Annotated in this window: 25 protein-coding genes; 18 read left to right on the top strand and 7 right to left on the bottom strand. The window is 72.2% G+C overall.

From position 1 onward, the window contains the following. Nucleotides 1–7 precede the first annotated feature (7 nt). The gene (locus tag IE269_RS02625) at nucleotides 8–1,540 is read right to left on the bottom strand and encodes a helix-turn-helix domain-containing protein (RefSeq protein WP_189821014.1); all 1,533 of its coding nucleotides are present in this window, start codon (nucleotides 1,538–1,540) and stop codon (nucleotides 8–10) included. Nucleotides 1,541–1,674: 134 nt separating this feature from the next. Between IE269_RS02625 and IE269_RS02620 the strand changes: the two genes are divergently transcribed. Further along, nucleotides 1,675–3,300 carry a cell division protein PerM gene (locus tag IE269_RS02620; RefSeq protein ID WP_189821013.1) on the top strand — a complete coding sequence of 542 codons (1,626 nt, stop codon included), beginning with the start codon at nucleotides 1,675–1,677 and terminating at the stop codon, nucleotides 3,298–3,300. Nucleotides 3,301–3,330: 30 nt separating this feature from the next. On the opposite strand, the gene IE269_RS02615 is transcribed toward IE269_RS02620, so the two are convergent. After that, nucleotides 3,331–4,119, bottom strand: coding sequence for a hypothetical protein (locus tag IE269_RS02615; protein ID WP_189821012.1), 789 nt, complete (start codon nucleotides 4,117–4,119; stop codon nucleotides 3,331–3,333). Between the two features lie 299 nt (nucleotides 4,120–4,418). On the opposite strand from IE269_RS02615, the gene purN reads away from it, so the two are divergent. Then, nucleotides 4,419–5,084: a phosphoribosylglycinamide formyltransferase gene (gene purN / locus IE269_RS02610; protein WP_189821011.1), complete on the top strand. Its 666-nt coding sequence runs from the start codon at nucleotides 4,419–4,421 to the stop codon at nucleotides 5,082–5,084. After that, nucleotides 5,065–6,654: a bifunctional phosphoribosylaminoimidazolecarboxamide formyltransferase/IMP cyclohydrolase gene (gene purH, locus IE269_RS02605; protein WP_189821010.1), complete on the top strand. Its 1,590-nt coding sequence runs from the start codon at nucleotides 5,065–5,067 to the stop codon at nucleotides 6,652–6,654. The genes purN and purH overlap by 20 nt, the downstream gene beginning before the upstream one ends. An 82-nt stretch (nucleotides 6,655–6,736) precedes the next feature. Here purH and IE269_RS02600 read toward each other — a convergent pair whose 3' ends face one another. The 4 genes from IE269_RS02600 to IE269_RS02585 all read right to left on the bottom strand — a co-directional run bounded on the left by IE269_RS02600 (nucleotide 6,737) and on the right by IE269_RS02585 (nucleotide 10,412). After that, complete coding sequence (locus IE269_RS02600) at nucleotides 6,737–7,129, bottom strand: hypothetical protein (RefSeq protein WP_189821009.1); 393 nt, start codon at nucleotides 7,127–7,129, stop codon at nucleotides 6,737–6,739. A 95-nt stretch (nucleotides 7,130–7,224) separates the two neighbouring features. Beyond that, nucleotides 7,225–8,766 carry a serine/threonine protein kinase gene (locus IE269_RS02595; protein ID WP_189821008.1) on the bottom strand — a complete coding sequence of 514 codons (1,542 nt, stop codon included), beginning with the start codon at nucleotides 8,764–8,766 and terminating at the stop codon, nucleotides 7,225–7,227. Further along, nucleotides 8,763–9,518, bottom strand: coding sequence for an FHA domain-containing protein (locus IE269_RS02590; protein WP_189821007.1), 756 nt, complete (start codon nucleotides 9,516–9,518; stop codon nucleotides 8,763–8,765). The genes IE269_RS02595 and IE269_RS02590 overlap by 4 nt, the downstream gene beginning before the upstream one ends. A 144-nt stretch (nucleotides 9,519–9,662) precedes the next feature. Then, the gene (locus IE269_RS02585; protein ID WP_189821006.1) at nucleotides 9,663–10,412 is read right to left on the bottom strand and encodes an RDD family protein; all 750 of its coding nucleotides are present in this window, start codon (nucleotides 10,410–10,412) and stop codon (nucleotides 9,663–9,665) included. A 253-nt stretch (nucleotides 10,413–10,665) separates the two neighbouring features. On the opposite strand from IE269_RS02585, the gene IE269_RS02580 reads away from it, so the two are divergent. Together IE269_RS02580 and IE269_RS02575 are read left to right on the top strand one after the other, a co-directional pair. After that, nucleotides 10,666–11,532 carry a bifunctional methylenetetrahydrofolate dehydrogenase/methenyltetrahydrofolate cyclohydrolase gene (locus IE269_RS02580; RefSeq protein WP_189821005.1) on the top strand — a complete coding sequence of 289 codons (867 nt, stop codon included), beginning with the start codon at nucleotides 10,666–10,668 and terminating at the stop codon, nucleotides 11,530–11,532. 35 nt (nucleotides 11,533–11,567) lie between these two features. Further along, nucleotides 11,568–12,083, top strand: a complete 516-nt coding sequence (locus IE269_RS02575; protein WP_189821004.1) for a DUF3017 domain-containing protein — start codon at nucleotides 11,568–11,570, stop codon at nucleotides 12,081–12,083. Nucleotides 12,084–12,173: 90 nt separating this feature from the next. Here the strand turns inward: IE269_RS02575 and IE269_RS02570 are convergent, their stop codons facing one another. Then, nucleotides 12,174–12,611, bottom strand: coding sequence for a hypothetical protein (locus IE269_RS02570; protein WP_189821003.1), 438 nt, complete (start codon nucleotides 12,609–12,611; stop codon nucleotides 12,174–12,176). Nucleotides 12,612–12,961: 350 nt separating this feature from the next. On the opposite strand from IE269_RS02570, the gene IE269_RS02565 reads away from it, so the two are divergent. The 13 genes from IE269_RS02565 to IE269_RS02505 all read left to right on the top strand — a co-directional run bounded on the left by IE269_RS02565 (nucleotide 12,962) and on the right by IE269_RS02505 (nucleotide 25,895). Then, nucleotides 12,962–13,675, top strand: a complete 714-nt coding sequence (locus IE269_RS02565; protein ID WP_189821002.1) for a helix-turn-helix domain-containing protein — start codon at nucleotides 12,962–12,964, stop codon at nucleotides 13,673–13,675. Further along, nucleotides 13,672–14,550 (top strand): helix-turn-helix domain-containing protein, encoded by an 879-nt coding sequence (locus tag IE269_RS02560; protein WP_189821001.1) that lies wholly within the window; start codon nucleotides 13,672–13,674, stop codon nucleotides 14,548–14,550. Before IE269_RS02565 ends, IE269_RS02560 begins: the two co-directional genes overlap by 4 nt. A gap of 412 nt (nucleotides 14,551–14,962) precedes the next feature. Further along, entirely contained in the window at nucleotides 14,963–16,351 is a 1,389-nt protein-coding gene (locus tag IE269_RS02555; RefSeq protein ID WP_189821000.1) for a helix-turn-helix domain-containing protein, read from the top strand. Nucleotides 16,352–16,665: 314 nt separating this feature from the next. Next, nucleotides 16,666–17,655, top strand: coding sequence for a malate dehydrogenase (locus tag IE269_RS02550; protein WP_189820999.1), 990 nt, complete (start codon nucleotides 16,666–16,668; stop codon nucleotides 17,653–17,655). A 111-nt stretch (nucleotides 17,656–17,766) separates the two neighbouring features. Next, complete coding sequence (locus tag IE269_RS02545) at nucleotides 17,767–18,018, top strand: helix-turn-helix transcriptional regulator (protein WP_189820998.1); 252 nt, start codon at nucleotides 17,767–17,769, stop codon at nucleotides 18,016–18,018. Then, entirely contained in the window at nucleotides 18,015–18,560 is a 546-nt protein-coding gene (locus tag IE269_RS02540) for a hypothetical protein (protein WP_229897415.1), read from the top strand. The genes IE269_RS02545 and IE269_RS02540 overlap by 4 nt, the downstream gene beginning before the upstream one ends. Before the next feature lie 77 nt (nucleotides 18,561–18,637). Then, nucleotides 18,638–20,401: a hypothetical protein gene (locus IE269_RS02535; protein WP_189820997.1), complete on the top strand. Its 1,764-nt coding sequence runs from the start codon at nucleotides 18,638–18,640 to the stop codon at nucleotides 20,399–20,401. Further along, the gene (locus IE269_RS02530) at nucleotides 20,388–20,777 is read left to right on the top strand and encodes a hypothetical protein (RefSeq protein WP_189820996.1); all 390 of its coding nucleotides are present in this window, start codon (nucleotides 20,388–20,390) and stop codon (nucleotides 20,775–20,777) included. Before IE269_RS02535 ends, IE269_RS02530 begins: the two co-directional genes overlap by 14 nt. Before the next feature lie 3 nt (nucleotides 20,778–20,780). After that, nucleotides 20,781–21,653, top strand: coding sequence for a hypothetical protein (locus IE269_RS02525; RefSeq protein ID WP_189820995.1), 873 nt, complete (start codon nucleotides 20,781–20,783; stop codon nucleotides 21,651–21,653). Between the two features lie 85 nt (nucleotides 21,654–21,738). Next, on the top strand, nucleotides 21,739–22,485 hold the full coding sequence (locus tag IE269_RS02520) for a hypothetical protein (protein ID WP_189820994.1): 747 nt from the start codon (nucleotides 21,739–21,741) through the stop codon (nucleotides 22,483–22,485). A gap of 70 nt (nucleotides 22,486–22,555) precedes the next feature. Beyond that, the gene (locus IE269_RS02515) at nucleotides 22,556–23,767 is read left to right on the top strand and encodes an outer membrane protein assembly factor BamB family protein (protein WP_189820993.1); all 1,212 of its coding nucleotides are present in this window, start codon (nucleotides 22,556–22,558) and stop codon (nucleotides 23,765–23,767) included. A 78-nt stretch (nucleotides 23,768–23,845) separates the two neighbouring features. Beyond that, a complete protein-coding gene (locus IE269_RS02510) occupies nucleotides 23,846–24,181 on the top strand; it encodes a hypothetical protein (RefSeq protein ID WP_189820992.1) in 336 nt (111 codons plus the stop codon). A gap of 214 nt (nucleotides 24,182–24,395) precedes the next feature. After that, on the top strand, nucleotides 24,396–25,895 hold the full coding sequence (locus IE269_RS02505) for an aldehyde dehydrogenase family protein (protein WP_189820991.1): 1,500 nt from the start codon (nucleotides 24,396–24,398) through the stop codon (nucleotides 25,893–25,895). Nucleotides 25,896–26,353: the final 458 nt, after the last annotated feature.

Here is a 26,353-nt window from a genome sequence, read left to right as displayed (position 1 = left end):
GGGCGGCTCAGCGGCCCTGCGGGACCAGACGCTGGGGGCCGTTCTCCGGTTCGGCGCGGAGTTTGGCGCGGAGCTGCTTGTCGTGCGCGTCCAGGCGCTGCGGGCCGCTGCGCGCGGGGACGCCGCCGACCCGTTCGCCCGGCGGGATCGGGGGCTCGTACCGGGTGGGGGCCGTGGCCAGCGTGAAGCTCGTCGCGCCGATGATCAGCGTGGTGAACGCGATGGCCGCCCGAGTCCAGAAACGGGTCTTGCGCTCGCTGCGGGTGCGGACCGCGTCGCCCGTCGGCAGGGCGTCCACCGGCTGGGCCGCGGCCAGGGTGCTGAGACGTTCCTGCATCAGGGCGGACTGCTCGGCGGGGGTCCGGGGCTCGGCCAGTTCCGGGAGCTTCTGGGCGACGACCGTGCGGGCGTGCTCCAGGCGGTGGGCGGCGGCCGGGGTGGTCGCCTCGGTCTCGGCGGCGGTCTCGGGGAGATCCAGGCCGAGGCCGTCGTAGAGGACGAGGGTGCGGCGGTAGGGGGGCGGGAGCTGGAGGAGAGCTTCGAGCAGGGGCGCCTGGGGGTCCTGGAGGTCCTGAGGGTCTGGTGTTTCGGCTGCTGTCTTCTGGGGCTGAGGGGGGTCGATGTGTCGGTGGGACGGGCGGAGGCGGTGCCAGGGGGACATCGCGTACTCGTACGCCGCCGCGCGGACCCAGCCGGCCGGGTCGCCGTCGGTGGCGACCTCGGGCCAGCGCTGCCAGGCGAGGTGGAAGGCACGCTCGACGGACTCGTGGGAGAGGCGGTGGCGGCCGGTGAGGAGGTAGGCCTGGCGGAGGAGGGAGGGGGCGGTGCGGGAGTAGAGGTGGTCGAAGGCTTCGGTGGGGGTGAGGGGGGACTCGGCGCCGGTCCCGGTCCCGGCTTCGGCTTCGGTTGCCGTGTTGGCTTCGGCCGGGGCCTTGGTGGGTTTGGTGGTACGAGGACGGAGACGCTTCTGGGAAGTGTCGGGCTTGGCGGTGCGGGACGCGGTGGCAGTGGGGGGCTGGGCCGGCGCGGTGCGGGACGCGGTGGCGGCGTCGGGGTGGGCCGGGGCGGTGCCGGGCGGGGCCGGGGCGGGGGGTTCGGCTCCGCCGGGGGCCGCCCCCTTGCCCGCCCGTTCCGCCCCCGGGGGGCGGCCCCGCCGCCCAAGGGGGCTACCGGGAGCGGGGGCGTTCCGCCGCCCAAGGGGGCTGCCGGGAGCGGGGCTGGGGGCTGCTGCCGGGGTTGTGGGTGTGGCCGGGGGAGTCGACTCGGCCGGGGGGTTGGGGGTCCGGACCGGGGTGGCCTGGCCGGTGGTGGTGAGTTCGGTGGTGATGGTGGCGAGGAGGCGGGCGTAGAGGTCGCGTTTGCGGCCGCGGGGGGAGGTGCGGCCGAGCTCCCAGGAGCGGACCGTTTCGCGGGTGACGCCCACGATCTCCGCCACCTGCGCCTGTGACAGCGCCTTCGCCTCGCGCAGTCTGCGGCGTTCCTTCGGGGACGGCAGCTCGACCGCGGGGGTCGCCGGGGCGGTCCCGGTGTTCCTGGTCATCGGCGGACCACCCTCCCCGGAGTTCCCGTAACGACGGCACGGCGAGCGAAAAAGTACATAAACGTATATTGGGCGACACGTCGGCCATTCGCCCGTTACGCGAAGATGGCGCGTGTCGTGGGCAGCATGGCCGCGTGAACCCGAATCCAGTGACCGAGCAGCCGCTGCCGCAGGCCCTGCACGAGGAGCAACAGGAGCACCCGGAGCACCAGGAGCCGCACCCCGGGCCGGGCGAGTCGGGCGACCGGCGTGCCGCCTGGGTCGCGTGCGTGGTGCGGGGGGCGCTCGCCGCCGGGCTGGGCCTCGGGGCGTTCGCGGTGCTGGCCATGGTGCTGTGGATCAGCTCGCCGTACCCGGACGCGGGGGCCGGGGCCGCGCTGCACGTCGCGGCCGGCCTCTGGCTGCTCGCGCACGGCGCGGACCTCGTACGTACGGACACGCTCGGCGGTGTCGCCGCGCCCGTCGGGCTCACCCCGCTGCTGTGTTCCGTCCTGCCCCTGTGGCTGGCCCACCGCACCGCGCGGGACGCCTGCGAGGAGGCCGAGGAGGACGCGGCGGTGCAGACCCCCGCCGCCTCCGGCTGGGAGTCCTTCGCGGGCGTGACGCTCGGATACCTGCTGGTCGGGACGTTGGCGGCGGTGTACGCGGCCGGCGGCCCGCTGCCCGCGACGGCCGGGAGCGCGGCGCTGTGGCTGCCGCTCACGGTGGGGGCCGCCGCCGCTGCCGGGGTGTGGACCGCGTTCGGGCGGCCGCACGGGCCGCTGCCGCACTGGGTTCCGGCGGGCGTGCGGCACGGCCTCGCGCGCCCCCGGCTCGCGGTGGCGGTACGCGCGGCCGCCGCGGGGACTGCGGTGCTCGTGGGCGGCGGGGCGCTCGTGGTCGGGATCTCACTGGGGTGGCACGCGGACCTGGCCCAGGCGTCGTTCGTGGGGCTCGCCGGGGAGTGGTCGGGGCGCTTCGGGGTGCTGCTGCTGGCGCTCGCGCTGGTCCCGAACGCGGCGCTGTGGGGTGCGAGTTTCGGGATCGGGGTGGGCTTCGAGGTCGGCGCGGGCACGACGGTCGGGCCCCTGGCGGCGGTGGGCACGGGCACGGTCCCGCCCTTCCCGCTGCTGGCGGCGCTGCCCGCCGAGGGGCGCGGGACGGCCGTCAACTGGGCTTCGGCAGGTGTGCCGTTGGCCGCTGCGGCGGTGGTGGCGTGGATGGTCGTACGGGTGGCGGCGCCCGCCTATGCCGTACGGGAAGAGGCCTGGGGGCGGCGGCGGACGGCCGGGGCTGTGGCCCTCGCGGGAGTGGGGTGCGGGGCGCTGACGGCGGTGCTCGCGGCGGCGTCGGGCGGGCCGCTCGGCGTCGAACGGCTGGCGGTGTTCGGGCCGGTGGGGTGGGCGGCAGGGCTGGGGGCGCTGGGGTGGGTGGTGCTGGTGGGGGTGCCGGTGGCTTTGGGGGTCAGGGCGTGGCGGGTGCGGGAGAGGAAGGGGTGGCGGAGGGTTCCGGCCCCGGCGGGGCGGGGACGGGCGGCTCCGGCGGAGGTGCCTTCCGTACAGGCAACTCCCGTACCGGAAGCGCCTCTTCCTGTGCCTCCGCCTCCGCCCCCGCTGCCTCCGCCCGCTCCGCCCGAGCAGGGTTCCTGGCACGACAGCGGTGCGCGGGAAGTGCGGTGGGCGGCGTTGCGGGAGGGGTCCGGGGGGCTCATGGCCGAGGTGCGGGAGGAGGAGGGGTTCCCGCCTTCGGCGGGTGATGGCCCCTCCCCGCCCCTTCCCTAAACCCTGCGGGGCCGCGGGGAAATCGGGGAACTACTCCTTCACGCCGAGCATCGGCACCAGTGACTTCGGCAGTTCCTCGTTGCAGGAGACCTGGGCCGACTTCGTCAGGGAGTCCGCCACGCACGTGTAGTAGTCCCGGTACACCAGCTGCGCGGTGAACGTCGCCGCCACGATCGCCAGCGCGAGCCCCGCCGTCACCAGGCCGCTGATCGCCGCCGTCGTCTGCGGGCGCGTACTCGTGGCGGGGTCGGCCTTGGTGCGGTTGCGCAGCGAGCTGATGCCCCAGTACAGGGCCAGCGCGCCCAGCAGCAGCGCGATCTCCCGCTGCGTGAACACCGCGAAGAAGAACGCCCACATGCCCGCGAGCAGCGCGTACCGCGCCCGTCGCTGGGCCGGGTCCGTCGGGTCCCAGCGCAGCCCGGAACCCGGGCCGCCCTCCTGGCCCTCCGGACCGTTCTGCCCGCGCCCGGGCGAGGAGGGGCCGCCGAAGCCGCCGTCGCCGCGGCCCGGCTGACGGTTGCTCCACTGGCCGCCCAAGCCGCCCGAGCCCGACCCTTCGGAGGAATCGGAGGAACCAGAAGAGCCAGAGGGACCCGACGAGCCCGACGGCTTGCGCGGCCGCCACGGCTGGTCCGGCGTCCCCTCCGGCGGCGGCGCGAACGGATTGTCGTCCGGGGGTGAGGACGGGGCCGAGGGGGAGGCTTCGCCGCCCTTGCGTTCCCGCAGCAGGAGCCCCCGCGGGAGCCCCTCACCGGCCGAGGACTGCGGCAGCGGGAACGGGTGGCGGCTCGGGGCCGCGTCGCGGCGTCGGTCCGTCATCTGGTGAACGTCTTCCCCTCGGACCTTCCGTCGGCGCCCGGAGCGTTGTGCCCCGCGGTGCGGAAGGTCGTGTGTCGTGTGGTGCTCCGTCCTGCGGAGACCCTGCCCTGACGCTACCTGGCGCCGGTGCACCCGTCCCGTGGGGGCGGGCCGGTGTGCCGGTATCGTTGCTGACGTTCGGCGCCTTCGTAGGGTTCCCCGTATATCGGGCTGCGATTCCTTCGTACGACCCCACAAAGGCGAGCCGGATCCCGAAAAACCGCACGAGCACCGCACGCGCCGCGAGAAAGAGACCCGCCGTGGCCTCCCCGCCTCCCTCCGCACCTCACCTCCCGCACCCTTCCGGACGCCCCGCCCGGCTGGTGGTCCTGGTCTCCGGTTCCGGTACGAACCTCCAAGCCCTGCTCGACGTCATCGAGGCGGTCCCGAACTACGGGGCGGAGATCGTCGCGGTCGGCGCGGACCGGGACGGCATCGTCGGCCTGGAGCGCGCGACGGGGGCGGGCATCCCGACCTTCGTGTGCCGGGTCAAGGACCACGGGACGCGCGCGGAGTGGGACGCGGCGCTGGCCGCCGCGACCGCCGCGTACGAGCCCGACCTGGTCGTCTCGGCCGGGTTCATGAAGATCGTGGGCAAGGAGTTCCTCGCCCGGTTCGGCGGGCGGGTGGTCAACACGCACCCCGCCCTGCTGCCCAGTTTTCCCGGTGCGCACGGCGTCCGCGACGCTCTCGCGTACGGCGCGAAGGTCACCGGGTGCACCGTCCACTTCGTCGACGACGGCGTCGACACCGGCCCGATCATCGCCCAGGGCGTGGTCGAGGTCCGGGACGAAGACGACGAAGCCGCTCTGCACGAGCGGATCAAGGAAGTCGAGCGCCTGCTGCTCGTCGAGGTCGTGGGGCGTCTCGCCCGCAACGGCTACCGCATAGAGGGACGAAAGGTTCATGTCGGTGAACTCCGCTAACCCGGCCAACTCCACCCCCATCAACAAGAAGCCCATCAAGCGGGCGCTTGTCAGCGTCTACGACAAGACCGGTCTGGAGGAGCTGGCCCAGGGCCTGCACGAGGCCGGTGTCGAGCTGGTGTCGACCGGCTCCACCGCCGCGAAGATCGCCGCCGCGGGCGTTCCCGTCACGAAGGTCGAGGAGCTGACCGGCTTCCCCGAGTGCCTGGACGGCCGGGTCAAGACCCTGCACCCGCGCGTGCACGCGGGCATCCTGGCGGACCTGCGCCTGGAGGACCACCGCAACCAGCTCGCCGAGCTGGGCGTCGAGCCCTTCGACCTCGTCGTCGTGAACCTCTACCCGTTCACGCAGACCGTCGCCTCGGGCGCGAGCCCCGACGAGTGCGTCGAGCAGATCGACATCGGCGGCCCCTCCATGGTCCGCGCCGCCGCCAAGAACCACCCGTCGGTGGCCGTCGTCACCAGCCCCGAGCGCTACGCGGACGTCCTCGCGGCGGCCAAGGACGGCGGCTTCGACCTGACCGCCCGCAAGCGCCTGGCGGCCGAGGCCTTCCAGCACACCGCCGCGTACGACGTGGCAGTGGCGGCCTGGTTCGCCGACGACTACGCCGCAGCGGACGACTCCGGCTTCCCCGACTTCATCGGCCAGACCTACACCCGCAAGAACGTCCTGCGGTACGGCGAGAACCCCCACCAGGGCGCCGCCCGCTACGTCGACGGCACCGGCGGCCTCGCCGAGGCGGAGCAGCTGCACGGCAAGGAGATGTCGTACAACAACTTCACCGACACGGACGCCGCGCGCCGTGCCGCGTACGACCACGCCGAGCCCTGCGTCGCGATCATCAAGCACGCCAACCCGTGCGGCATCGCCATCGGTGACGACGTCGCCGAGGCCCACCGCAAGGCCCACGCCTGCGACCCGCTCTCCGCGTTCGGCGGCGTGATCGCCGTCAACCGCCCGGTGACCGTCGCGATGGCCGAGCAGGTCGCGGAGATCTTCACCGAGGTCATCGTCGCCCCGGCGTACGAGGACGGGGCCGTCGAGGTCCTCGCCCGCAAGAAGAACATCCGCGTCCTGCGCTGCGAGGGCGCGCCCTCCGCGAAGGTCGAGGTCAAGCCGATCGACGGCGGCGCCCTCCTCCAGGTCACCGACCGCCTCCAGGCCGAAGGCGACGACCCGAAGAACTGGACGCTGGCCACCGGCGAGGCCCTTTCCGAGGACGAGCTGAAGGAACTCTCCTTCGCCTGGGAGGCCTCCCGCGCGGTGAAGTCCAACGCCATCCTGCTCGCCAAGGACGGCGCGTCCGTCGGCGTCGGCATGGGCCAGGTCAACCGCGTCGACTCCGCGAAGCTCGCCGTCGAGCGGGCGGGCGAGGAGCGGGCGAAGGGCTCGTACGCGGCCTCGGACGCGTTCTTCCCCTTCCCCGACGGCCTGGAGATCCTGCTGAACGCGGGCGTCAAGGCCGTGGTCCAGCCGGGCGGTTCGGTCCGTGACGAGCTGGTCGTGGAGGCCGCGAAGAAGGCGGGCGTGACCATGTACTTCACGGGCACGCGCCACTTCTTCCACTGATACACAGCGGTACGTACGGGAATGACGGAAGCCGTGCCCTCCCCCGAGGAGCACGGCTTCCGTCACGTACGGGTGGTGAGGGTCAGCACTTCGGCAGACCCGGGATCGGCTCCCACGGTCCGCCCTTGCTGAACGCGGTGGCGCTCACCCAGACGTTCCGGTTGCCGTTGTCGTCGTCCGTCTTGGCCCACCAGTCGTTGTGGTTGTTCGCCCCGTCGTAGACGGCCTGGCCCTTGACCTGGCAGTAGAAGTAGTTGTTCCCGGCCCACAGGTTGCCCATCGGCTGGGAGAGGTTCGGGTACTCCTCGCTCACCGCGTTCCGCCAGGTGTTGAAGTAGTACTTCCCCTGGATCTTGACCTGAGCGGTCTGCGACGACGCCGGAGCGTCGGCCTGGGCGATCCCGGGAGCCACCAGTACCGCGGCCCCCGCGACCGTGGCACCGAGAGCGGCGAGAGTCCTTCGCGTGCTGCGCATGCTGTCCCCCTGTGAGGTGTGGTGTTCCGTGCCGCCGCTCCGGCGGCACACCAGAACCATCCCGTCACCGCGCCCCACCCGGTACCTCAGAACCCTCAGGGTGCCCCGGTCGTCTGCGCCGTGTACTCCTTGAGCCAGTGCGCGACCTTGTCCGCATGGGGGCGGAGTTTCGCCGGCGCTCCGCCCCACTCGTTGACCCGGGAGGCGGAGGAACGGTGTGCGACGGCTCCCGCGACCGAGGTCGAGACGTTCAGGTTCGGCCACAGCTCCGGGGTGATCGCGCACAGGTACCGCCCCAGCGCCGGAATCGACTGCTCCGGCGGGAACGGCGGCTTCGGGTTCCCGGTCGCGGGCCGCTCGTCGCTGCGCAGCCAGTACCGCACCACCCGGGGGCTCCACCGGGCGATCCCGAACTCGTCGTTGGCCGGGTCCCACAGGTCCGCGTCGAAGTCGCTCTCCACCTTGAGGATCGCCGCGATCTGCGCGGGCGTGACGGCCTGTTCGCCGCACTGGTGCGCCGCGTCGACGATCAGCCTCCGGTACGCCACGGGCACGCCCTTGTCCGTACGCAGCTCGGCAGCCCCGTACTCGGCGTCCGACACCGGCTCCTCCCGCGTCGCCACGAACCCCAGCGACGCCCCCACCAGCGCCGCCGCGACCCCGGCCGCCCACATCGCGCGCACCGCCCGCCGCGAGCGGGGGCGCAGCCGGGGCAGCCTGGGGGCGGGTGCGGAGCCGGTCACCGCTTCGATACGGCGCAGCAGTGCGGCGGCGCCGAAGGCGGCGCGTTCCTCGTGCGTACGGGCCAGGCAGTCGGTGATGATCTCCCGCCAGCCGGGCGGGAGTTGCGGGTCGAGTCCCAGTTCCGTCTCCCCGCGCGCATAGGCGAGCAGGGCCTCCGAGCGGGCGGCGGGGCCGCCGCCGCTGCCTCCGCCGCCCGGCAGCGGGGGCTTCCCGGTCAGCACCTGGTGGGCCAGTACCCCGAACGCCCAGACGTCCGTGCTCGGTCTGACCTGCCGCCCGTTGTCGCTGATCTCCGACCAGAGGAGTTCCGGCGGGGTGTAGTCGGGGGTGGCGAAGGCGGGGGCGTAGGCGTGGGTGCCGTCCATCTCGGCGGCCAGGTTGAAGTCGCCGAGGCGGACCGTGCCGTCCGCCATCAGCAGGACGTTGCCGGGCTTGAGGTCGCCGTGCACCCAGCCCGCGTGGTGCAGTTGGTGCATGCCCTCGCAGACCTGGGCCAGCAGCGCGGGCCCGGCGGCGGGCACGGGCTCGCGGGCGAGGAGTGCGTCGAGCGATCCCTCCGCCCGTTCCAGCACCAGGACGGTCGCGCCGTCCAGCTCCGGGAGGTCCGGGTCGTCGACGGTCAGCGCCTCGTACATCCGGATCAGCCGGGGCCGCGACAGCTTGCGGTGCATCGTCAGCTCGCGCTGGGCGAGTTCCCGCAGGTGGTGCAGCTGGCGGGGGGTGCGGGTGCCGGTGGGCAGGAACTTCAGGGCGGCCTCCGGGGGAAGGTCCCCCGACGTGCCGGACACCCGGACCGCCGCGTACACACTCCCGAAGGCCCCGGCGGCGAGCGGCTCGCGCACCTGCCAGGAGCCGATCCGGTAACCGGGCGGGACGGTGACGGCGAAGGTCATCGGGCGGGGCCCCGGGTGCTCAACTCGGTGTCCAGCAGGGCGAGGTCCGTCTCCCGTACGAGATCGAAGCGCAGCGCGAGCGAGACCAGCGACTCCTTCTTGCCGTTGAGCCGGGGCCCGCAGTCGGCGGACTCGGGCGGGGCCTTCAGCCGGAGTTTCACCGCGAGGTAGTCGATGTTCCACTGCACGGAGGTGCGGGAGGCGGCCGGCCAGTGCGGGCGCAGCCGGTCCACCACCTGGTCGACGGTCGGCAGCGGGGCGTGCGGCTCGCCGCGCAGCCGGGGCTCGCAGAGCGCGGCCAGCACCGCGAAGTACCGCTTCGACCGGTCCAGGGCGAAGGCGGGCGCGGTGCGCGCACCCGGCAGCGAGGGATCCGCCGTCACGTAGTCGTGGCGCGGCGCCCACACCTCGAAGTCGAGCAGCTCCCCGGCGGCGGGCAGCACCACCCGGGAGAACTCGAAGGGCACCGGCGCGTCCAGCCGCCCCGGGGCGACCTTGAGGTGCTCGCCCGCCCCCTCCGGGTTCTCCACCACGTACGTGTGCCGCGAGCCCAGGTTGCTCAGCGTCCAGAACGCGCCGCTGGCCCGGATCTTCCCGGCGGACCGGGAGATTCCGTCGTGGGCGAGGGTGAGGTGGGGGAGCGCGGGGTCGTCGGGAGGTGTACGGCCGAACCGCAGACTTTCCCCCGGCGCGAGCCGGAATTGCTCCTCGGGGCCCGCACATTGCGCGGGAACCACGATGATGCTGTACATCCTGTGCACCCCTCCCTGGCAAATCCCCGCCAGGGTAGGGAGCGAATTCGGTCCCGGTAAGGCGGAAGGCCGCCAATTCCCCGGAAAGAGTGGGGAATTGGCGGCCTTCGCAAGGCGGTGAAGGCGGTTGCGCCTTCGACCTGGTTACTTCTTGATGACGATCGTGCCGCCGGCACGGTCGTGCCAGCCCTGGAGCTTGCCCGAGTTGTCGAAGAAGGGGGAGAGGTAGACCAGCAGCGTGCCGAGGCCGCAGAAGAGCGAGCCGACCATCGGGATGATGTAGCGGATGAAGCCCGCACCCAGGCCGGGGGCCTGACCGGTGTTCTCCTTGACGACCTTGACGCCGAGGACCATCTTGCCGAGCGTCGCGCCCCAGATGGAGACCATCAGCCACTCGTAGAGCAGCGCGAGGAGCGCGAGCAGCGCGAGGGCGGCGAAGAAGCCCGCGATGATGCCGCCGGCGGCTGCACCGGCCTCGTTGACGCACTGCGAGTAGTCCGGGCTCATCGGGTCGATGCCGGAGCAGTCCCGGACCGACTCCGAGGCGCCGACCAGACCCGCGAGGCCGATCACCGAGGCGACCGCGTAGAGGATGCCGTACGCCACGCCGTCCAGCAGGCGCGCGCCCAGGCGCCGCCCCATCGTGGCCAGTTCGACGGTGCCCAGGCCCGCGACGTTGATGTAGCCGTTGTTGGCCTGGAGGGTGCCGCCCGGCTGCTGGGGCGGGTAGCCGTAGCCCTGCTGCGGCGGGACGCCCTGCGGGGCCTGCTGCGGGTAGCCGTAACCGGGCTGGCCCTGGGGCTGCTGGGGGTAGCCGTAGCCGGGCTGCTGCGGGGGCTGCTGCGGCTGGCCCTGGGGCTGGCCGTACGGGTTGTTGGGGTCGCCGAAGCTCACGTGCGATTCCTCCGAAATTCGAGCTGGGGACGGTGCGGTCCGAGCGGAGGAACGTGTCTGGAACGAGCGGTTTGCCCCCCTGCGCTACCGCGAACTGCGCGCCACATCGTCGTATTAGCGACTTGTTTTTGTCCAGCCGATAGAGGGAGGTGTTGTGCAAGTGCAACGTTTGGTTCCAGCCGGTGACAATGTGCGCCCGCAGCGGGCCGGACCCTGATTGGAACCTCCTCCCCACATCCGGGAGGATGGGCACATGACCGCCCAGATTCTCGACGGCAAGGCCACCGCAGCCGCGATCAAGTCCGAACTCACCGGCCGCGTGGCGGCCCTGAAGAGCCGGGGAATCACTCCCGGGCTCGGCACCCTGCTGGTCGGCGACGACCCGGGTTCCAAGTGGTACGTCGCGGGCAAGCACCGCGACTGCGCGCAGGTCGGCATCGCCTCCATCCAGCGCGAACTGCCCGAGACCGCCACCCAGGAGGAGATCGAGGCCGTCGTACGGGAACTCAACGAGGACCCCGCCTGCACCGGCTACATCGTCCAACTCCCGCTCCCCAAGGGCATCGACACCAACCGGGTCCTGGAGCTGATGGATCCGGCCAAGGACGCCGACGGCCTGCACCCGATGAGCCTGGGCCGCCTCGTGATCGGCGAGACGGGCCCGCTGCCCTGCACCCCGTACGGCATCGTGCAGCTGCTGCGTCACCACAACGTCGAGATCAAGGGCGCACACGTGGTCGTCGTCGGCCGGGGCATCACCATCGGCCGCCCGATGCCGCTGGTCCTGACCCGCAAGTCGGAGAACGCCACGGTCACCCAGTGCCACACCGGCACCCGTGACCTCTCCCACCACCTGCGTCAGGCCGACATCATCGTGGCCGCCGCCGGTGTGCCGCACCTGATCAAGCCCGAGGACGTCAAGCCGGGCGCGGCCGTCCTGGACGTCGGCGTCAGCCGCGACGAGAACGGCAAGATCGTCGGCGATGTGCACCCCGGTGTCGCCGAGGTCGCCGGCTGGGTCGCCCCCAACCCGGGTGGCGTCGGCCCGATGACCCGTGCCCAGCTGCTGGTCAACGTCGTTGAGGCGGCCGAGCGCGCAGCCGGTGTCGACGCGGGCTGAGCCGGAACCGTACGGGACGAAGAGGGAGCGAAGCCATGGGCGGGCAGGCGGACGACCGGAGCGAGCCGGACGGCAGGATCGCGCAGCCTGAGGGCGAGCCCGAGGCGAAGGGCGTCGTCAGTGCGCCGGGTCCCGAGGGCCGCCCGGTGCGCACCACCCGGCGCTTCCCCCTCTTCACCCGGGACACCGCCCGCCCCGAGGGCGGCGGCCGGGCCGCCGACGGGGACGCCCCGGCGCCGGTGCGGCAGTGGCCGCTGATCACAGTGCTGGGAATGACCGGGCTCGGGCTGCTGCTGGTGGCCGTCGACGCGTTCGGCATCGGCTTCCGGCTGGGGACGGTGCTGATCGGGGTGGCCCTGGTCACCGGGGCGGTGTTCCGGTGGGTGCTGCCGAGCGTGGGCATGCTGGCGGTCCGCTCCCGGTTCACGGACATCGTGACGTACGGGCTGCTGGGCGTGGTGATCATGCTGCTGGCGATGATGACGCAGCCCGAGCCGTGGCTGAAGGTGCCGATCCTGGAGGAAGCGGTGCGCTTCACGGTGCGCGGCTGAGTGCGCGGCTGACGCACACCAGGACGCAGGACAGACCGGTGGCCCGTTCCCTCCCCCCGTGGGGAGAACGGGCCACCGTCGTGTGCGGGATCAGCGACAGCTGGGGCTGTTGCGGATGTCGATGGCGTACGGCTTCCAGCCGGGCCGCAGGCTGTACACGCGGCGCGGCTTCGCGCACTCCCAGTGCTTGCCGGTGCCGTTGTGGCGCATCAGGTAGATACGGGCGCCGTCGTCGTAGCGGGAGTTGACGATGACGTTCGAGGAGCGGGCGCGCGAGCCGAGGCGCTGGTAGCCCAGGTCCTTGTAGGCGGCCTTGTAGGTGTTGCCCCGGTAGAAGCAGACGCGCGGCCAGGCGCAGCGGCGGGCCTGGGCCTGCACGTCGGCGGCGCTCACGGCGCTCACGGCCGCCGGTGCCTTCACGGCGGCCTTCGCGGGCGCCGCGGCGGCCGGAGTCGCCCCGGCGGCGAAGAGTCCGCCGAGGGTCAGTGCGGCGGTGGCGAGTGCGACGGCGCGCTTGGGTGCGTGCATGTGGTGTTCCTCCCCGTTGTCGTACGGCCCGCTCCGGTTCGGGGCGGGGTACGGGAACGACTGTGCGCCGCCGTTTTCGGTCGCCGCCAGAGGCCCGCGCCCGTACGGGAGGACGTGGGACGTCCCACGGTCCTGCCTGGGGGTTCGCCCCGTCCCACGAGGCGCGGCGGGGATGCGTGGGACGCGTACGGAGTGCCGGAAGTTGGCCGGAAGCCGTCGCGGGGCGCCCGGGGCGGGGAACCCGGGCGCGGGTCCTTCGCATCATGAGGAAGGACTGCCGGGGGCAGGACTCCCCGGGTCGGGGGTCCGGGGCGTGCCCCGGAAGAGTGCACACGCGTACGGGGTGAAGCATGTCGCGTTGGAAGACACTGCCGTCCGGGCTGGGCGAACGCGATCGTCAACTGGTCGTCCAGCTGCGGAGACTGAAGGATCACAGCGGTCTGAGCCTGGCCGCCCTGGAGACCAAGACCGGCAGCAGCCGCTCCTCCTGGGAGCGCTACCTCAACGGCCGCACCCCGCCGCCGCGCGAGGCCGTCGAGGAGCTGGCCCGGGTCTGCGGCGCCGACCCCACCCGCCTGCTCGTCCTGTACGACGTCGCCGCCCGCGACCGGGGGAGCGCCCTGGCGGACGAAGGCGCGCGGCAGCACCCGGACGAGGCCGAGCCTTCGCCGCCCCGCCCGCGCCGCCCCCTCCTGCTGGTCGCCGCCGGCTGTGCGCTGCTCGCGGCCTTCGGAAGCGGGTACGCGGTCGCGTCGGTCACCGGGGGCGAGGACACGTATAAGTACGAGGAGGGCAGGACGTACTCCTGCGCGGACGCCCGCAAGGACGGCGGCCGGTACGCCGGGCACAGCGTCACCCGGGAGAGCCTGCTGATGCCCAACACCCGGGGGTGGGACGTCGTCGAGGCGCAGTGCCTGCTGACGGCGCACGGCTTCGACGCGGGCGCGGTCGACGGACTGTACGGCCCGGCCGCCAAGGACGCCGCCCGCGCCTTCCAGCGCGAGCGCGGGCTGGTGCCGGACGGTCTGGTCGGCGAGAACACCTGGCGGGAGCTGCGCCGATGAGGGGTGAAGAAGCGGCACCGGTTCCGGGCGGGGACCGTGCCCATCTGGCGGCGGAATTGCGGGAGTTGAGGGTCGGTACGGGGCTGAGCCTGGCGGCGCTGGCGACGCGGACCCCGTACAGCAAGTCCTCCTGGGAGCGTTATCTCAACGGCAAGAAGCCGGTCCCGAGGCAGGCGGTGGAGGCCCTGTGCACGGTCGCGGGCGAGCCGAGCGCCCGGCTGCTGGCCCTGTGGGAGCTGGCGGACGCCTCCTGGAGCGGCCGGTCGGCGGAGGCCGCTTCGGTACCGGAGGAGCCGGTGTACGAGCTGGGGCGCGAGCCCGAACCCGTACCCGTGAGGAAGAAGTGGCTGCCGTACGCCCTGCTGGCGGGCGGGGCGCTGGCCGGGGCGGCGGTGGCGGTCGTCGGGATCGCCGCGCTCGGGGCGGGCGGCGGGCCGGGCGCGGGGGCGTCGCCGCGGCCGAGCCGGGCGGTCGCCGTGGAGGCGGGGTGTTTGGGCGCGCAGTGCGTGGGGCGCACGCCCAAGGGGATGGGGTGCGGGCAGTCGGGGGCGGCGAGTTCGCTGGTGGACCGGACGGCGAAGGGCGGGCAGCGGCTGGAGATCCGGTACAGCAGCGTGTGCAGGTCGGTGTGGGTGCGGGCGTCGTTCCTGAAGGTGGGGGACAGGGTGGCGCTCTATCCGGCGTTGGCGGACGAGACCGAAGCGCGGGACGAAAGGGACGAAAAACCCCCAAAGGCCATGCGGGCGGAGGCCGTCGATGTGGGGGATGCCACAGATTGGGTGGTCACGCCGATGCTCGCGCCCCGTGATCCGTCCGGGGTGCGCGCCTGTCTGGAGCCCGTGGCGGGAGGCGCGCCGGAGTGCTTCACGAGCTGACCGGAGAAAGATCGACATGCACAACTGGAGGGAACCATTCCGATGTTGGGCGGCGTCTTGGGATCCGGTGTTCCGAGATGGATCACCGAAATGATCTTGTTTCGGGGGAAGGTGTCGCAAGACAGTTGAAGAACGGACTTGTCTGGACATAGTGGACCGCCGTGCGGGAAGGCCAGGGCTCGGGCAATCCGCACACAGCATCGGTGGGACACTGGTACGGGCGATCGGAACGGGAGCGCGCAATGGGGTGCGTCCGGAGTTCCGATTTGCTCCCGTGCGCTCCCGCCCCAGGAACTGACATCCTGGCTCTGCGCATCCCTCTGGGTACGCCAGGATCGAAGGGGCAAGAGCAGGGGGCTGGAACAAGAGCGCGGGGCACATCAGGAACGTACGGGGGGACAAGGGGGAAGCTATGCCTCGTTGGAAAGCGCTGCCGGAGGGACTCGACCCGCAGGTCAGGGAGTTCGCGAACCAGCTGCGTCGACTCGTCGACCGCAGCGGTCTGAGCGTGGCCGCGGTCGCGGACCGCACCGGGTACAGCAAGACGTCCTGGGACCGCTATCTCAATGGACGGCTGCTCGCACCCAAGGGCGCGGTCCTCGCGCTCTCCGAGGTGACCGGGACCAATCCCATGCACCTCACCACCATGTGGGAGCTCGCGGAGCGTGCCTGGAGCCGTTCCGAGATGCGCCACGACATGACGATGGAGGCCATCCGGATCTCCCAGGCGCGTGCCGCCCTGGGCGAGTTCGGTGCGCCCGTCGCCCAGAACGCCAAGTCGCGCAAGGCGGGCACCACCTCGACCCCGCCGGGGCAGCCGAAGCCCCGCCCTGCGGACTCGGCGCTGACCGACACCGGTCAGCAGCGCCGTGCCGCGCGTCCCAACACCGACGCGTTCGACATGACGACGAACCTGAAGATCCCGAGCGAGCTGACGGCGCGCACCGGTTCGGGCCCGTCGGCCCGCTCCGGCCAGGGCTCCTCGGAGCGTCCCGGCCAGAGCTCCTCGGGTGCCGCGCGCACCGCGCCGAGCCGTCCGGCCCCGGGCCGCCCGGAGCCCGAGCGCGGTTACGCGAGCGACTTCGAGCGCGGCTTCAGCCAGGGCCAGAGCTACAACAGCCAGGCGGCCCCGTCCGCTTCCGCCAAGCCCTCCGCGTCGTCCGCCTCGGCGGCCCGTGCCGCCCTGCCCGACGACTACGGCCGTCCGCCGGGCTACAACAGCTCCTCGCGCTCCGGCTCCTCGCGTCCCGGCTCCCCGCCGCCGCCGAACTCGGCGCCGGACCGCCAGCGCCAGCGCCGCAAGCTGACGATGTTCCTGGCGGGCGTCGTCGGCGCGCTGCTGGTCATCGTGGCCGCGGTGCTGCTGACCGGCGGCGACGACGAGAAGGACAAGAAGCCGACCGCGGGCAACCCCCCGGCGACCTCCGAGTCCAAGACGAAGACGCCGAAGCTGCCCGCGGGCGTGAAGTGCAACGGCAAGGCCTGCGACGGCAAGGACCCCGAGCAGATGGGCTGCGGCGGCGAGTACGCCGTCACGTCCGCGCGCGGCACGGTCGGCACCGCCCGCATCGAGGTCCGCTACAGCAAGACCTGCGGGGCGGCCTGGGCCCGGATCACCGGCGCCGGCGGCGGCGACAAGGTGACGGTCTCCTCCGACACCTCGGCAGCCGGCCGCAACGGCGTGGTCGGAGCGGCGGCCACCGACGCGTACACCGCCATGGTCGAGGCGGCCACGGCCGACGAGGCGCGCGCGTGCGCGACGCTGAAGGGCGGCAAGAAGGGCTGCACGACGGCCGAGTAGCCGTCGCTGGGAAAAATCTTGGAACCGGGGTGCATGTCCTCCTGCGATCAGGGCAGGCGGACGTCACCCCCCACGGGTGACGCACCCGAGACGGCCGTCCGCGCTCCCCCCCTCGCGCGGGCGGCCGTCGGTGTTCCCTCTTCCTCACGTCTTGCTTCCCGTACGACAGCGGGGTGTGCGCCGTCCCACACGGACCCGGGGGTACGGCCCGCCCGCGGCGCGATAGCCTGGCGCCGGACATCTCTCCACATCGAGATATCCCGCACACAAGGGGCAGGGACCCCCGCCACTTCGCTTGTCTTACGGAGATCGCCATGACCCGCACTCCCGTGAATGTCACCGTCACCGGCGCGGCCGGACAGATCGGCTACGCGCTGCTCTTCCGCATCGCCTCCGGTCACCTGCTCGGCCAGGACGTGCCGGTCAAGCTGCGTCTCCTGGAGATCCCGCAGGGCCTGAAGGCCGCTGAGGGCACCGCCATGGAGCTCGACGACTGCGCCTTCCCGCTGCTCCAGGGCATCGAGATCACGGACGACCCGAACGTCGGCTTCGACGGCGCCAACGTCGCCCTCCTCGTCGGCGCCCGCCCGCGCACCAAGGGCATGGAGCGCGGCGACCTGCTCTCGGCCAACGGCGGCATCTTCAAGCCGCAGGGCAAGGCCATCAACGACAACGCCGCGGACGACATCAAGGTCCTCGTCGTCGGCAACCCGGCCAACACCAACGCGCTCATCGCGCAGGCCGCCGCCCCGGACGTTCCGGCGGAGCGCTTCACCGCGATGACCCGCCTGGACCACAACCGCGCGCTCTCGCAGCTCTCGAAGAAGACCGGCACCCCGGTCTCGGAGCTCCGCAAGCTCACGATCTGGGGCAACCACTCGGCCACCCAGTACCCGGACATCTTCCACGCCGAGGTCGCGGGCAAGAACGCCGCCGAGGTCGTGGGCGACGAGAAGTGGCTGGCCGACACCTTCATCCCGACCGTCGCCAAGCGCGGCGCGGCGATCATCGAGGCCCGTGGCGCTTCCTCGGCCGCCTCGGCCGCCAACGCCGCCATCGACCACGTGTACACGTGGGTCAACGGCACGGCCGCCGGCGACTGGACCTCGATGGGCATCCCGTCGGACGGCTCCTACGGCGTCCCCGAGGGCCTCATCTCGTCCTTCCCCGTCACCTGCAAGGACGGCAAGTACGAGATCGTCCAGGGCCTGGAGATCAACGACTTCTCCCGCACGCGGATCGACGCGTCGGTGCAGGAGCTCAAGGAAGAGCGCGACGCGGTGCGCGAGCTCGGCCTGATCTAAGCAGAACCCCCCGAAAGCCCCCGGCAGCTTGGCTGCCGGGGGCTTTTGCGTACCCGCATTGCCTGCCCGAACCAGTTGTGCACCTGCTCCCGAATGTAGTACTTCTTATACATGAGCGAGCAGGTGCACAACAGAATGGCCGTCGTGCGGGCCGAGCGGAAGGTCTCGCGCCAGGCCCTCGCCGAAGCGGTCGGCGTCCACTACCAGACCATCGGCTACATCGAGCGCGGGCAGTACAACCCCAGCCTCGACCTGGCCCTGAAGGTCGCGGCGTTCTTCGAACTGCCGGTGGAGGCGCTGTTCTCGCTGGAGCCGTTCGGCTCGCTCACGCAAGAGGTCTACGGGAGGAAGGCACAGTCATGAACGCGAGCAACACGATGACCGGGTACGACCGGCGCATGCGGTCCCTGATGAACAACCCCAGGCTGTACCCGCTGCACGCGACTGCCGCCCGGCGCCGGACCGCCGTCGCGGCCCACGTGGCCCTGACCGGTACGGCCGTCGTCCTCGCGGTCTGGCTGTTCCGGCAGGAAGCCCCCTGGACCGTGCTCGTCATGCCCGCGATCCTGCTGCCCTGGTGCATTGTCACCGGCATCCTCAACAGCGCCACCGGCGGCCTCTTCGAGCTGCGCGCCCGCGCCCTGGACGAGCGGCAGCTCGCCGAGCGCGAGCAGGCCCGTTCCGCCGCCCACAAGATGACTGGCGCGCTGGTCGGCGGGGCGGCCCTCGGGCTCTGGCTGGCGGCCTGGCTGACCGACGGGCAGCTGAGCAGGGCGTACGTCGCCCCGCTGCTCGCGGGTGTCTTCGTCCTGCACTGGCTGATGCCGCTGTGGATAGCGGGCCTGCTGGTCAAGGACGACCCGGCCGACGACTTCGCGGACGACGCGGTCCCTTCGTACAGCTGATCCCGAAGGCACCTATCAGGGGAGTTCCCGTGCGAACGGGTCTATGGGGTGCGGTGGCGGGCCTAGCGTGACGCCTCGTGACGCAGCCCATCCCGCCCACCGTGCCCCCGCAGGGCCACCCGCAGCCGCCCGGCGAGCGGTACCCCGTGCCGCCCGCCCTGAGCGAGGCCAGCCGGCTGCTGTGCGCGGGGACGTATCTCGACGGCGGGTACCGCGATGCGGTGATCGAGGAGCTGTACGTCCACGAGGAGCGGGTCACCGCGCCCTCGTACGGCTTCGACGCGGCCCGCGTCCTCGCGCACGCGCTGCGGGCCCGGCGGATCGAGCTGGTGTGGGCGGGCGGGACGGTGGTGCTGTGGGTGCTGGCCTCCGTCCTGACCGACGGGCTCTTCCTGTTCCTCCTCTTCCCGTGCGTCGTGCTGGCCCTGGCCACACTGCTGCGGGGCTCCGCCCGCAGTCCCGAACCGGCCCGCCTGATTCCGGCACTGCTGCTGCGCTGGTACGGCCGGGGGGTGTTCGCCTGGACCCTGCTCTGGCTGGTGGCCCGCGCGTTCGACGACCCGGAGAGTTCGGAGAAGAGCTGGCTGGACGACGCGCTGGCGAAGGTCGAGGACGTCTTCGGCGGCCTGCTGAACACCCTCGACGGCATGGGCACTCCGGCCCTGCACATCGAATCCCGGTCTGTCTGGGTGGCGTTGGTCTTCCTCGCCGCGCTGGCCGTGACGGCAGGTGTCCAACGGCTCCAGTTCGCCCGCATCCTCGCCAAGGAGTTGAATCCGCTGGAGTTCGTCCGGCGCGACGAGGACCGCGCCGAGGCGGAGTCCGGTGCGATCGGTCCCCGCTCGCGGCGGATGCGTGCGCTGGTCGCCGCCGAGCAGACGTCGCCGGTGATCATGTACGGCACCGAGGACCCGTTCTGCGGTGCGGGTGCGCCGGTCGACACCTGGGAACTCGCGGTCGAGCTCAAGCCCCGCGAGGGCGTCATGCCCCACCCGCTCGACAACCGGACGATCCTGGCCAAGGTGGTTCCGCTGGTGACGGCCCTGCGGGTGCCCTCCGTGCACGGCGACGCGGTCGTGGACCGGCTGCGTGAACTCACCGTCGACGAGTGCGTGTTCCTGCCCGCGCTGAACGCGGGCTCGTTCGCCTCCACCCAGGGCGACCCCGTTTTCGTACGGGACGGCCTGACGGCGTCCGTCGAGGAGGGCGGCGAGACCCGGCGGCACTTCCTGCGGATCCGGGTCGGCGGCTGGGGCGAGGAGGTCGTCGTCACCGTCTTCGTACGGGTGCACACGCAGGGCGGGATGCTCATGCTGGAGATCGCCCCGCACGTACTGCCGCCGATCCGCCCGCAGTTCCTGGCCGGGACGCTTCAGGCCCACCGCTACGCGGACGGCAACGCGCTCGTCCGGATCGCGGGCGGCCTCGCGGACACCCCGTCGGCCCCGGTGCGGGCGCTGATCACGCTCGTACGGGGAGCGAACAGCGGCGTCCGGCTCCTCACCGGCGGCCAGGGCGCCGAACCGCGCACCGGCCCCGGCTTCTCGGTACGGGAGCGGGCGGCGACCGGACGCCTCTCCCTCTTCCAGGACATGGACGTCAGCCGGTACCTCAAGAGCATCCAGGACCGGGTCGCCAACGGGGTCAAGCAGGCCCTGTACGAAGCGGGCTGGCAGACCGGCGACTTCGAGCAGAAGGTCATCAACGTCTCGGACGGCGGGGTCGTCATCGACTCCGTCCACAACAGCGCGCTGGGCTTCGGCGCGGGCGCACGGGCGCACACCACCAATTCGGGCCCGCAGGGTCCTGTACGGGGAGGGAACGGCAATGGCCGACAGTAATCACGAGGACGCGTCGGTGTCCGGGCCTCGCTTCGGCACGGTCAACAACAGTGCGATGTCCTTCGGCGCGAACAGCCGCGCCGATACCTCGAACTACTTCGGCGGCGCTGCCCCCTCGCCCGAGCACCAGAAGCTCCTCACCGAGGTGCAGGCCCTGCGGGACGACCTGGCCCGGCTGGCGGCCACGCGGGAGATCGAGGTGCTGGACGCCGAACTGGTCACGGCGGAAGCCGAGTTGGCCACCACGGGCCAGGCTCCGCGCCCCCTGCTCGACCGCGTCAGGCACGCCCTGACGGCGGCGGGCCCGATCGCCGCGAGCTTCGCCTCGGCGGTGGCCCTGGGCGAGTCCCTCACGGCACTCCTCCCGGGCTCCTGACCGGTGCCGAAACGCCGCGACACCCCGGACCGGGTCTGGGACCCCACCACCCAGAGCTGGCAACCGGCCCCCACCGCCAGCCCTCTCGGACCTAGCCCCGAGGGGCCGGAACGGGCGGGCACGGGGACAGCCCCCGACGGAGCCGCACCCTCTGCCCTGCTGACGCCCGGCCCGTACTCCCCGCCTCTCACACACCCCTCGCCCGCTCCCGGAGGTCTTCGTCCCGCCCCCAAGCTGATCGCCGTCACCCTCCTCCTCGCCGTCGCCCTCGGCGGGGGCAGCACCTGGCTCGCGCTCCGGCTCACCGATCAACCCGTCGCCCCGCGCGCCGCCGTGACCCCCGCACCGCCCGGCATCCCGGGCCCCGCACCTCTCCCGCCGACCTCCGCCACGGCGGAGACCCCGACCTCCGCCGCAGCGGAAGCCCCCACCCTCCCCCCGGACTTCACCCTGGTCACCGACCCCGTCGGCCCCCGCTTCGCCGTCCCCTCCTCCTGGACCCAATCCCCGGACACCGAGGACGTCACCTTCTACCGGGGGTCCACCGACGCCGAGTTCCTCCAGTTCTGGCGGATCAAGGAGGTCGGGATCTCCTCCAGGGCGGCCCTGCAGCAAACCGTCCTGAACCAGGGGAGGTCCCGGGTGAACTTCCAGGAGATCTCCTTCGCCCCCGTGTACGACTCGCCCCACCCCGAGACCGAGGAACTCGTCTACGAGTACGACAAGGGCGACACCGCCCTCCGCGTACGCCACGTCGAACGCGTCTTCCGTGCCTCCGACGGCGCCCAGTACGCCGTCCTGGTCTCGGGCCCGGCCACCTCCTGGCCGGCCCAGCGCGCCACGCTCACCACCGCGCTCGCGCACTTCACCCCGTGACCGCGACCTGTTCCGATTCCGGTCGCCGGACCTACCATGTCCTCCCGCGCGTGCGGGAGTTCAGGCGGTCGAGGGGGAGCGGTCCATGGCGCACGGCGACGAATTCGCGCGCACGGGCCCGGAGGGGGAGTCCGGTACCCCGCAGGCCCGTTCGCCGTTCAGCACGGGCAAGCCGGGACTGCGCTTCCGCTTCACCCCGGTCAACGTCCTCCTCGTCGTCCTCGGCCTGGTGATCGGCCTCGGTACGGGCTGGCTCGTCCAGGACCGCCCCGTCGCCGACCCCGCCAAGAAGTCGCTCGCAGCCCCGTCCGGCTCCACGCAGGCCGCCAAACCCCTCCCCCCGAAGCCCAGTTCACCGAGCCCGACTCCCACGCCGTCCCCCACCCCCACCCTCCCCGACGACTTCGCCGTCGTCCGGGACCCCTCCGACGTCACTCTCGCCGTCCCCTCCGGCTGGCGGCGCGACGAGGCGGCCTCCGTCTACTACCGGTCGCCCAAGTACCCGTACAGCCGCTTCCTCCAGTTCTGGCCCCTCGCGGAGTCCGGCATGAGCGCCACCCGCGCCCTGCGCGTCACGGTCACCACCCACCGCCACTACCCGAACTTCGAACTCCAGTCTCTGCACCCCACCACCAAGGGTGCCGCCGAACTCGTCTACTCGTACGACAGCACCCGAACGGGCCGCCGCCTCACCCTCATCCAGTGGATCTTCCCCACCTCCGACGGCAAGCGCTACGCCCTCGCGGTGGTCGGCCCGGCCGACGAGTGGCCCCGCCAACGCAACACCCTGGAAACGGTGTTGAGGCATTTCGAACCCGTGGACGACGACTGACCGCACGCGCTGCCCGCGCTGACTGGGGTGACTCGCGACGCGAAGGGGGCGCGGGGTGCGGGGGCGGGACATGGGAAGGCACGGGCGGCTCCGGGCGGGCCTGGCGGCCCTCCTGCCGGTGGTGGCGGTGGGGATGTGGGCGGTCGCACCGACAGAGACCCCCGAGGCGATCCGGATGGACGGGTGGAAGCCGTGGGAGACGCGGCTGAAGCTGGACGATCCGTACGACATGCGGGGCTACCCCGGCGTGAAGTGCCGGTACGCGGCCTCGGCGCTCTGGTGCTCCGGCAGCGGCATGGTCGCCGGACGCCTCGATCCCCGTACCGGGGCCCTGCTCTGGCGGTACGAGACGTCCGCCCGGGAGCCACGGCTGGTGGGAATCACGGCGACGGAGGCCTTCTTCCTGGAGGACCACGGGCAGGGCGGGAAGAGCCGGTGGGAGGTGCGGGCCTTCGACGCGCGGTCCGGTCGCCGGGTCGCGGGGTACGGGCTCCCCGGCACCCCGGAGTCCTGTGTCGTACGTGTCGTACGTGTCGTACGTGTCGTACGCAAGGCCGGCGGGACGGCGCTCGCCTGCCAGGAGCGGGGCGGCCGGATCGTACGGCGGGACGCCCTGACCGGCGAGGAGAAGTGGAGTGCGGAAGGGGAGTGGAACCTCGTCCTCCGGCCGCCCTTCGTCCCGGAGCCGACGCCGCAGCAGGCTTTCGACGGCGTCGTGGTGGAGCGCCGCCGGTCGGGCGGTACGGCCGGCGGCCGTGAGGTCGGCAAGCTCGACGACGAGGACGGTCACGTCGTCTGGCGGGCGGCGCTGCCCAGGCAACTCGCCTTCTCCGGTCTCGCCGACGACTGCGTCTACCTGACCCCCTGGCCCGAGTCCCGGCCCGACGAACTGGTCCGGCTCGACCCGTCGACGGGCAGGACCACCTCGGCCGCCGCGCTCGAAGAGCGGGAGCGCACGCTGGGCGTGACGGACGGCGTCCTCTGCACACGCCTCGAAAACCCCACGAACTACAACGAGGGCCTGGTGCGGGCGTACGACACCGCCCGGGGCAAGCGGCTGTGGCAGACCGGGTACATCGAGTCCAGCGGCCTGTCCGGGCCGACTGATCCCGGCCAGTATCGTGTCGCGACACGGCAGCACGTTTCACGGGGGCGGGACATGGCGCGGGGTGAACGGCCTGCACAGCTGGTCCACTACGAGGTGGACGAGCCCGTCAACGTACAGGAACGTGCCCTTCAGGAGCGCGGAGCGTCGGAGGAGGGCTCAACCCTCAGAAGTTGATCAAGTTGGGGTTGAGGGGCTTCGGGGTGTGGAAGCAGGGCAGAGACCGCAGTACGCACCAAAACCGGGGGTTCTCCCATGGCCGGACTCTTCTCCAAGCGCGACCTCAATGTCCTCGCGCTGAGTGACCGCGACGACCTGCTCGCCCTCCTTCGGGGCGCCCTCGACGCCGCCGGGCCCGACTCCGTCGAGCGGCCGGGGCTGGAGCGGGCCGTCGCGCTCGTCGCCGGCGCGCCCGCCATGTCGCCGGCGGAGCTCCGCGGCCGCTGGGCCCGGGAACGTATCGAAGCGGCCGGGGTCGAGGTCAAGGCGGACTCCGTGGTCGCGATCAAGGCCCTCCGCAAGGCCGAGCCCGAGCTGAGCCTCCTCGCGGCCGTCAACCTGACGAAGGACGCGGCGGCCGTTGAGCGGTGAGTCGTTTTCGGCCCCGGGGGTGTGTCGGGTCCTCGGGGTCCTCGGGGACGCATCCGCCCCGATCAGGTCTTTTGTCCCCACGGAAAGTGACTCATGGCACTTTCGGCGACGTAAACGGCATGCTTTTCGCCGCCGGGGGGAGGGGTTCCGCCGCCAGTTCTCCTGGCGGGGACCAGCACCTCTGGTCCTTTCGGTAACGGAAGGCGAAAGCGTCGTGTCGGCAGAAAAGACCATCCATGTGGGCGGGGAGTGGCGGGCAGCCCTCTCCGGCTCCACGCGCGAGATCCTCGACCCCGCGGACGCGAAGCCGTTCGCCGTGGTCGCCGAGGGCGGCGCGGAGGACGTCGACGCAGCAGTCGCCGCCGCGAGCAAGGCCTTCGGGGGTGGGCAGGGGGTCTGGCCCTTGACGCCCACCGCCGAGCGGGCCGCCCTGCTGCGCCGCGTCGCCGATCTGCTCCAGCGGGACCGCGAGGAGTTGGGGCGGCTGGAGGCGCAGGACGCCGGAAAGACCGTGGAGGAAGGGCGCGTTGACATTGACTGCGTGACGGATGCCTTCCGGTACTTCGCCGACCTGGTGATCGGGGAGGGCGCGGGGCGTGTTGTCGACGCGGGGTCGGCGGACATCCACAGCGTGGTCGTGCATGAGCCGGTGGGTGTGTGCGCGCTCATCACGCCGTGGAACTATCCGCTGCTTCAGGCGAGTTGGAAGATTGCGCCTGCGCTGGCGGCCGGAAATACCTTCGTGGTCAAGCCGAGTGAGATCACGCCGATGACGACGGTTGCGCTCATCGCGCTGCTGGTCGAGGCAGGGCTGCCGGAGGGTGTGGCGAACGTTGTCACCGGGCCTGGCGCCTCGGTGGGGGCGCGGATGGCCGAGCACCCGGATGTGGATCTGGTGTCGTTCACGGGTGGGTTGGTGAGCGGTACGAAGGTCATGCAGGCCGCTGCCGAGACCGTCAAGAAGGTCGCGCTGGAGCTGGGCGGGAAGAACCCCAATGTCGTGTTCGCTGATGCGTGTGCGACGGAAGAGGGGTTCGATACGGCTGTTGATCAGGCGTTGAATGCTGCCTTCATTCACAGCGGGCAGGTGTGCTCGGCGGGGTCGCGGCTCATTGTGGAGGAGTCGGTGAAGGAGCGGTTCGTCGCCGAGCTGGCGCGGCGGGCCGAGAAGATCCGGATCGGGCGCGGGACCGAGAAGGGCGTCGAGTGCGGGCCGCTCGTGTCTGCGTCGCAGTTGGAGAAGACGGAGTATTACGTCGCTGCGGCGCTGGAGGAAGGCGCTGTGCTGCGGGCCGGCGGCTCGCGGCCCGAGGGTCCCGGGTACGAGGGGTACTTCTACCGGCCGACCGTGCTCGACGGGTGCCACCGCGAGATGCGGGTCGTGCGGGAGGAGACCTTCGGGCCGATCCTCACGGTGGAGAGTTTTGTGACGGAGGCGGAGGCGATTGCCCTCGCCAATGACACCGAGTACGGGCTTGCGGGGGGTGTCTGGTCCGCGGATCCCGGGCGGGCGCGGCGGGTTGCCGCGAAGCTGCGGCACGGGACGGTGTGGATCAACGACTTCCATCCCTACTTGCCGCAGGCGGAGTGGGGCGGCTTCGGGAAGTCCGGTGTGGGGCGGGAGTTGGGCCCGGCGGGGCTGGCTGAGTACCGGGAGTCCAAGCACATTTACCAGAACTTGAATCCGGTGCCGGTGCGGTGGTTCTCGGGCTGAGGGTCGGTCCGGGCGGGCGTTGCCCTCCCCGTTCTGCCTGGCCCCCTTGGGCGGCGCCCCCTTCCCTTCCCCGTAGCCCCCTTGGGCGGCGGGGCCGCCCCCCCCGGGGGGGCGGAACGGGCGGGCAAGGGGGCGGCCCGCCCGATCCGGGCCCGCCCCGGCACCGGCCCGCCCGCACCCCCGACACAGGGCACGCGCAGCCCAGGGCCCTCGGGGCGCCTCCCGGTACCGGGGACGTGAGGCTCTGGCCCGCCGGGCCATGGGGTCCCCAGCCCCGCCCCTTCACCTAAACCCGCGGGGCAAGGGGACCGGTCCCGTGCAGGTGTGTCGTGGCTGGTGGCGCAGTTCCCCGCGCCCCTGAAGGGGCGCGGAAAGGGAGCGGCCCGGCACGGGAGGACCGCGCCCGTACAGCCCCCGTACACCCCCACCAAAAACCCATTACGCGACAGAACCTTCGT

It is taken from the genome of Streptomyces spiroverticillatus (assembly GCA_014650415.1).
GTDB lineage: Bacteria > Actinomycetota > Actinomycetes > Streptomycetales > Streptomycetaceae > Streptomyces > Streptomyces spiroverticillatus.
Note: the sequence above shows the minus strand (reverse complement) of the source record. Positions and strands in the feature narration are given on the sequence as shown.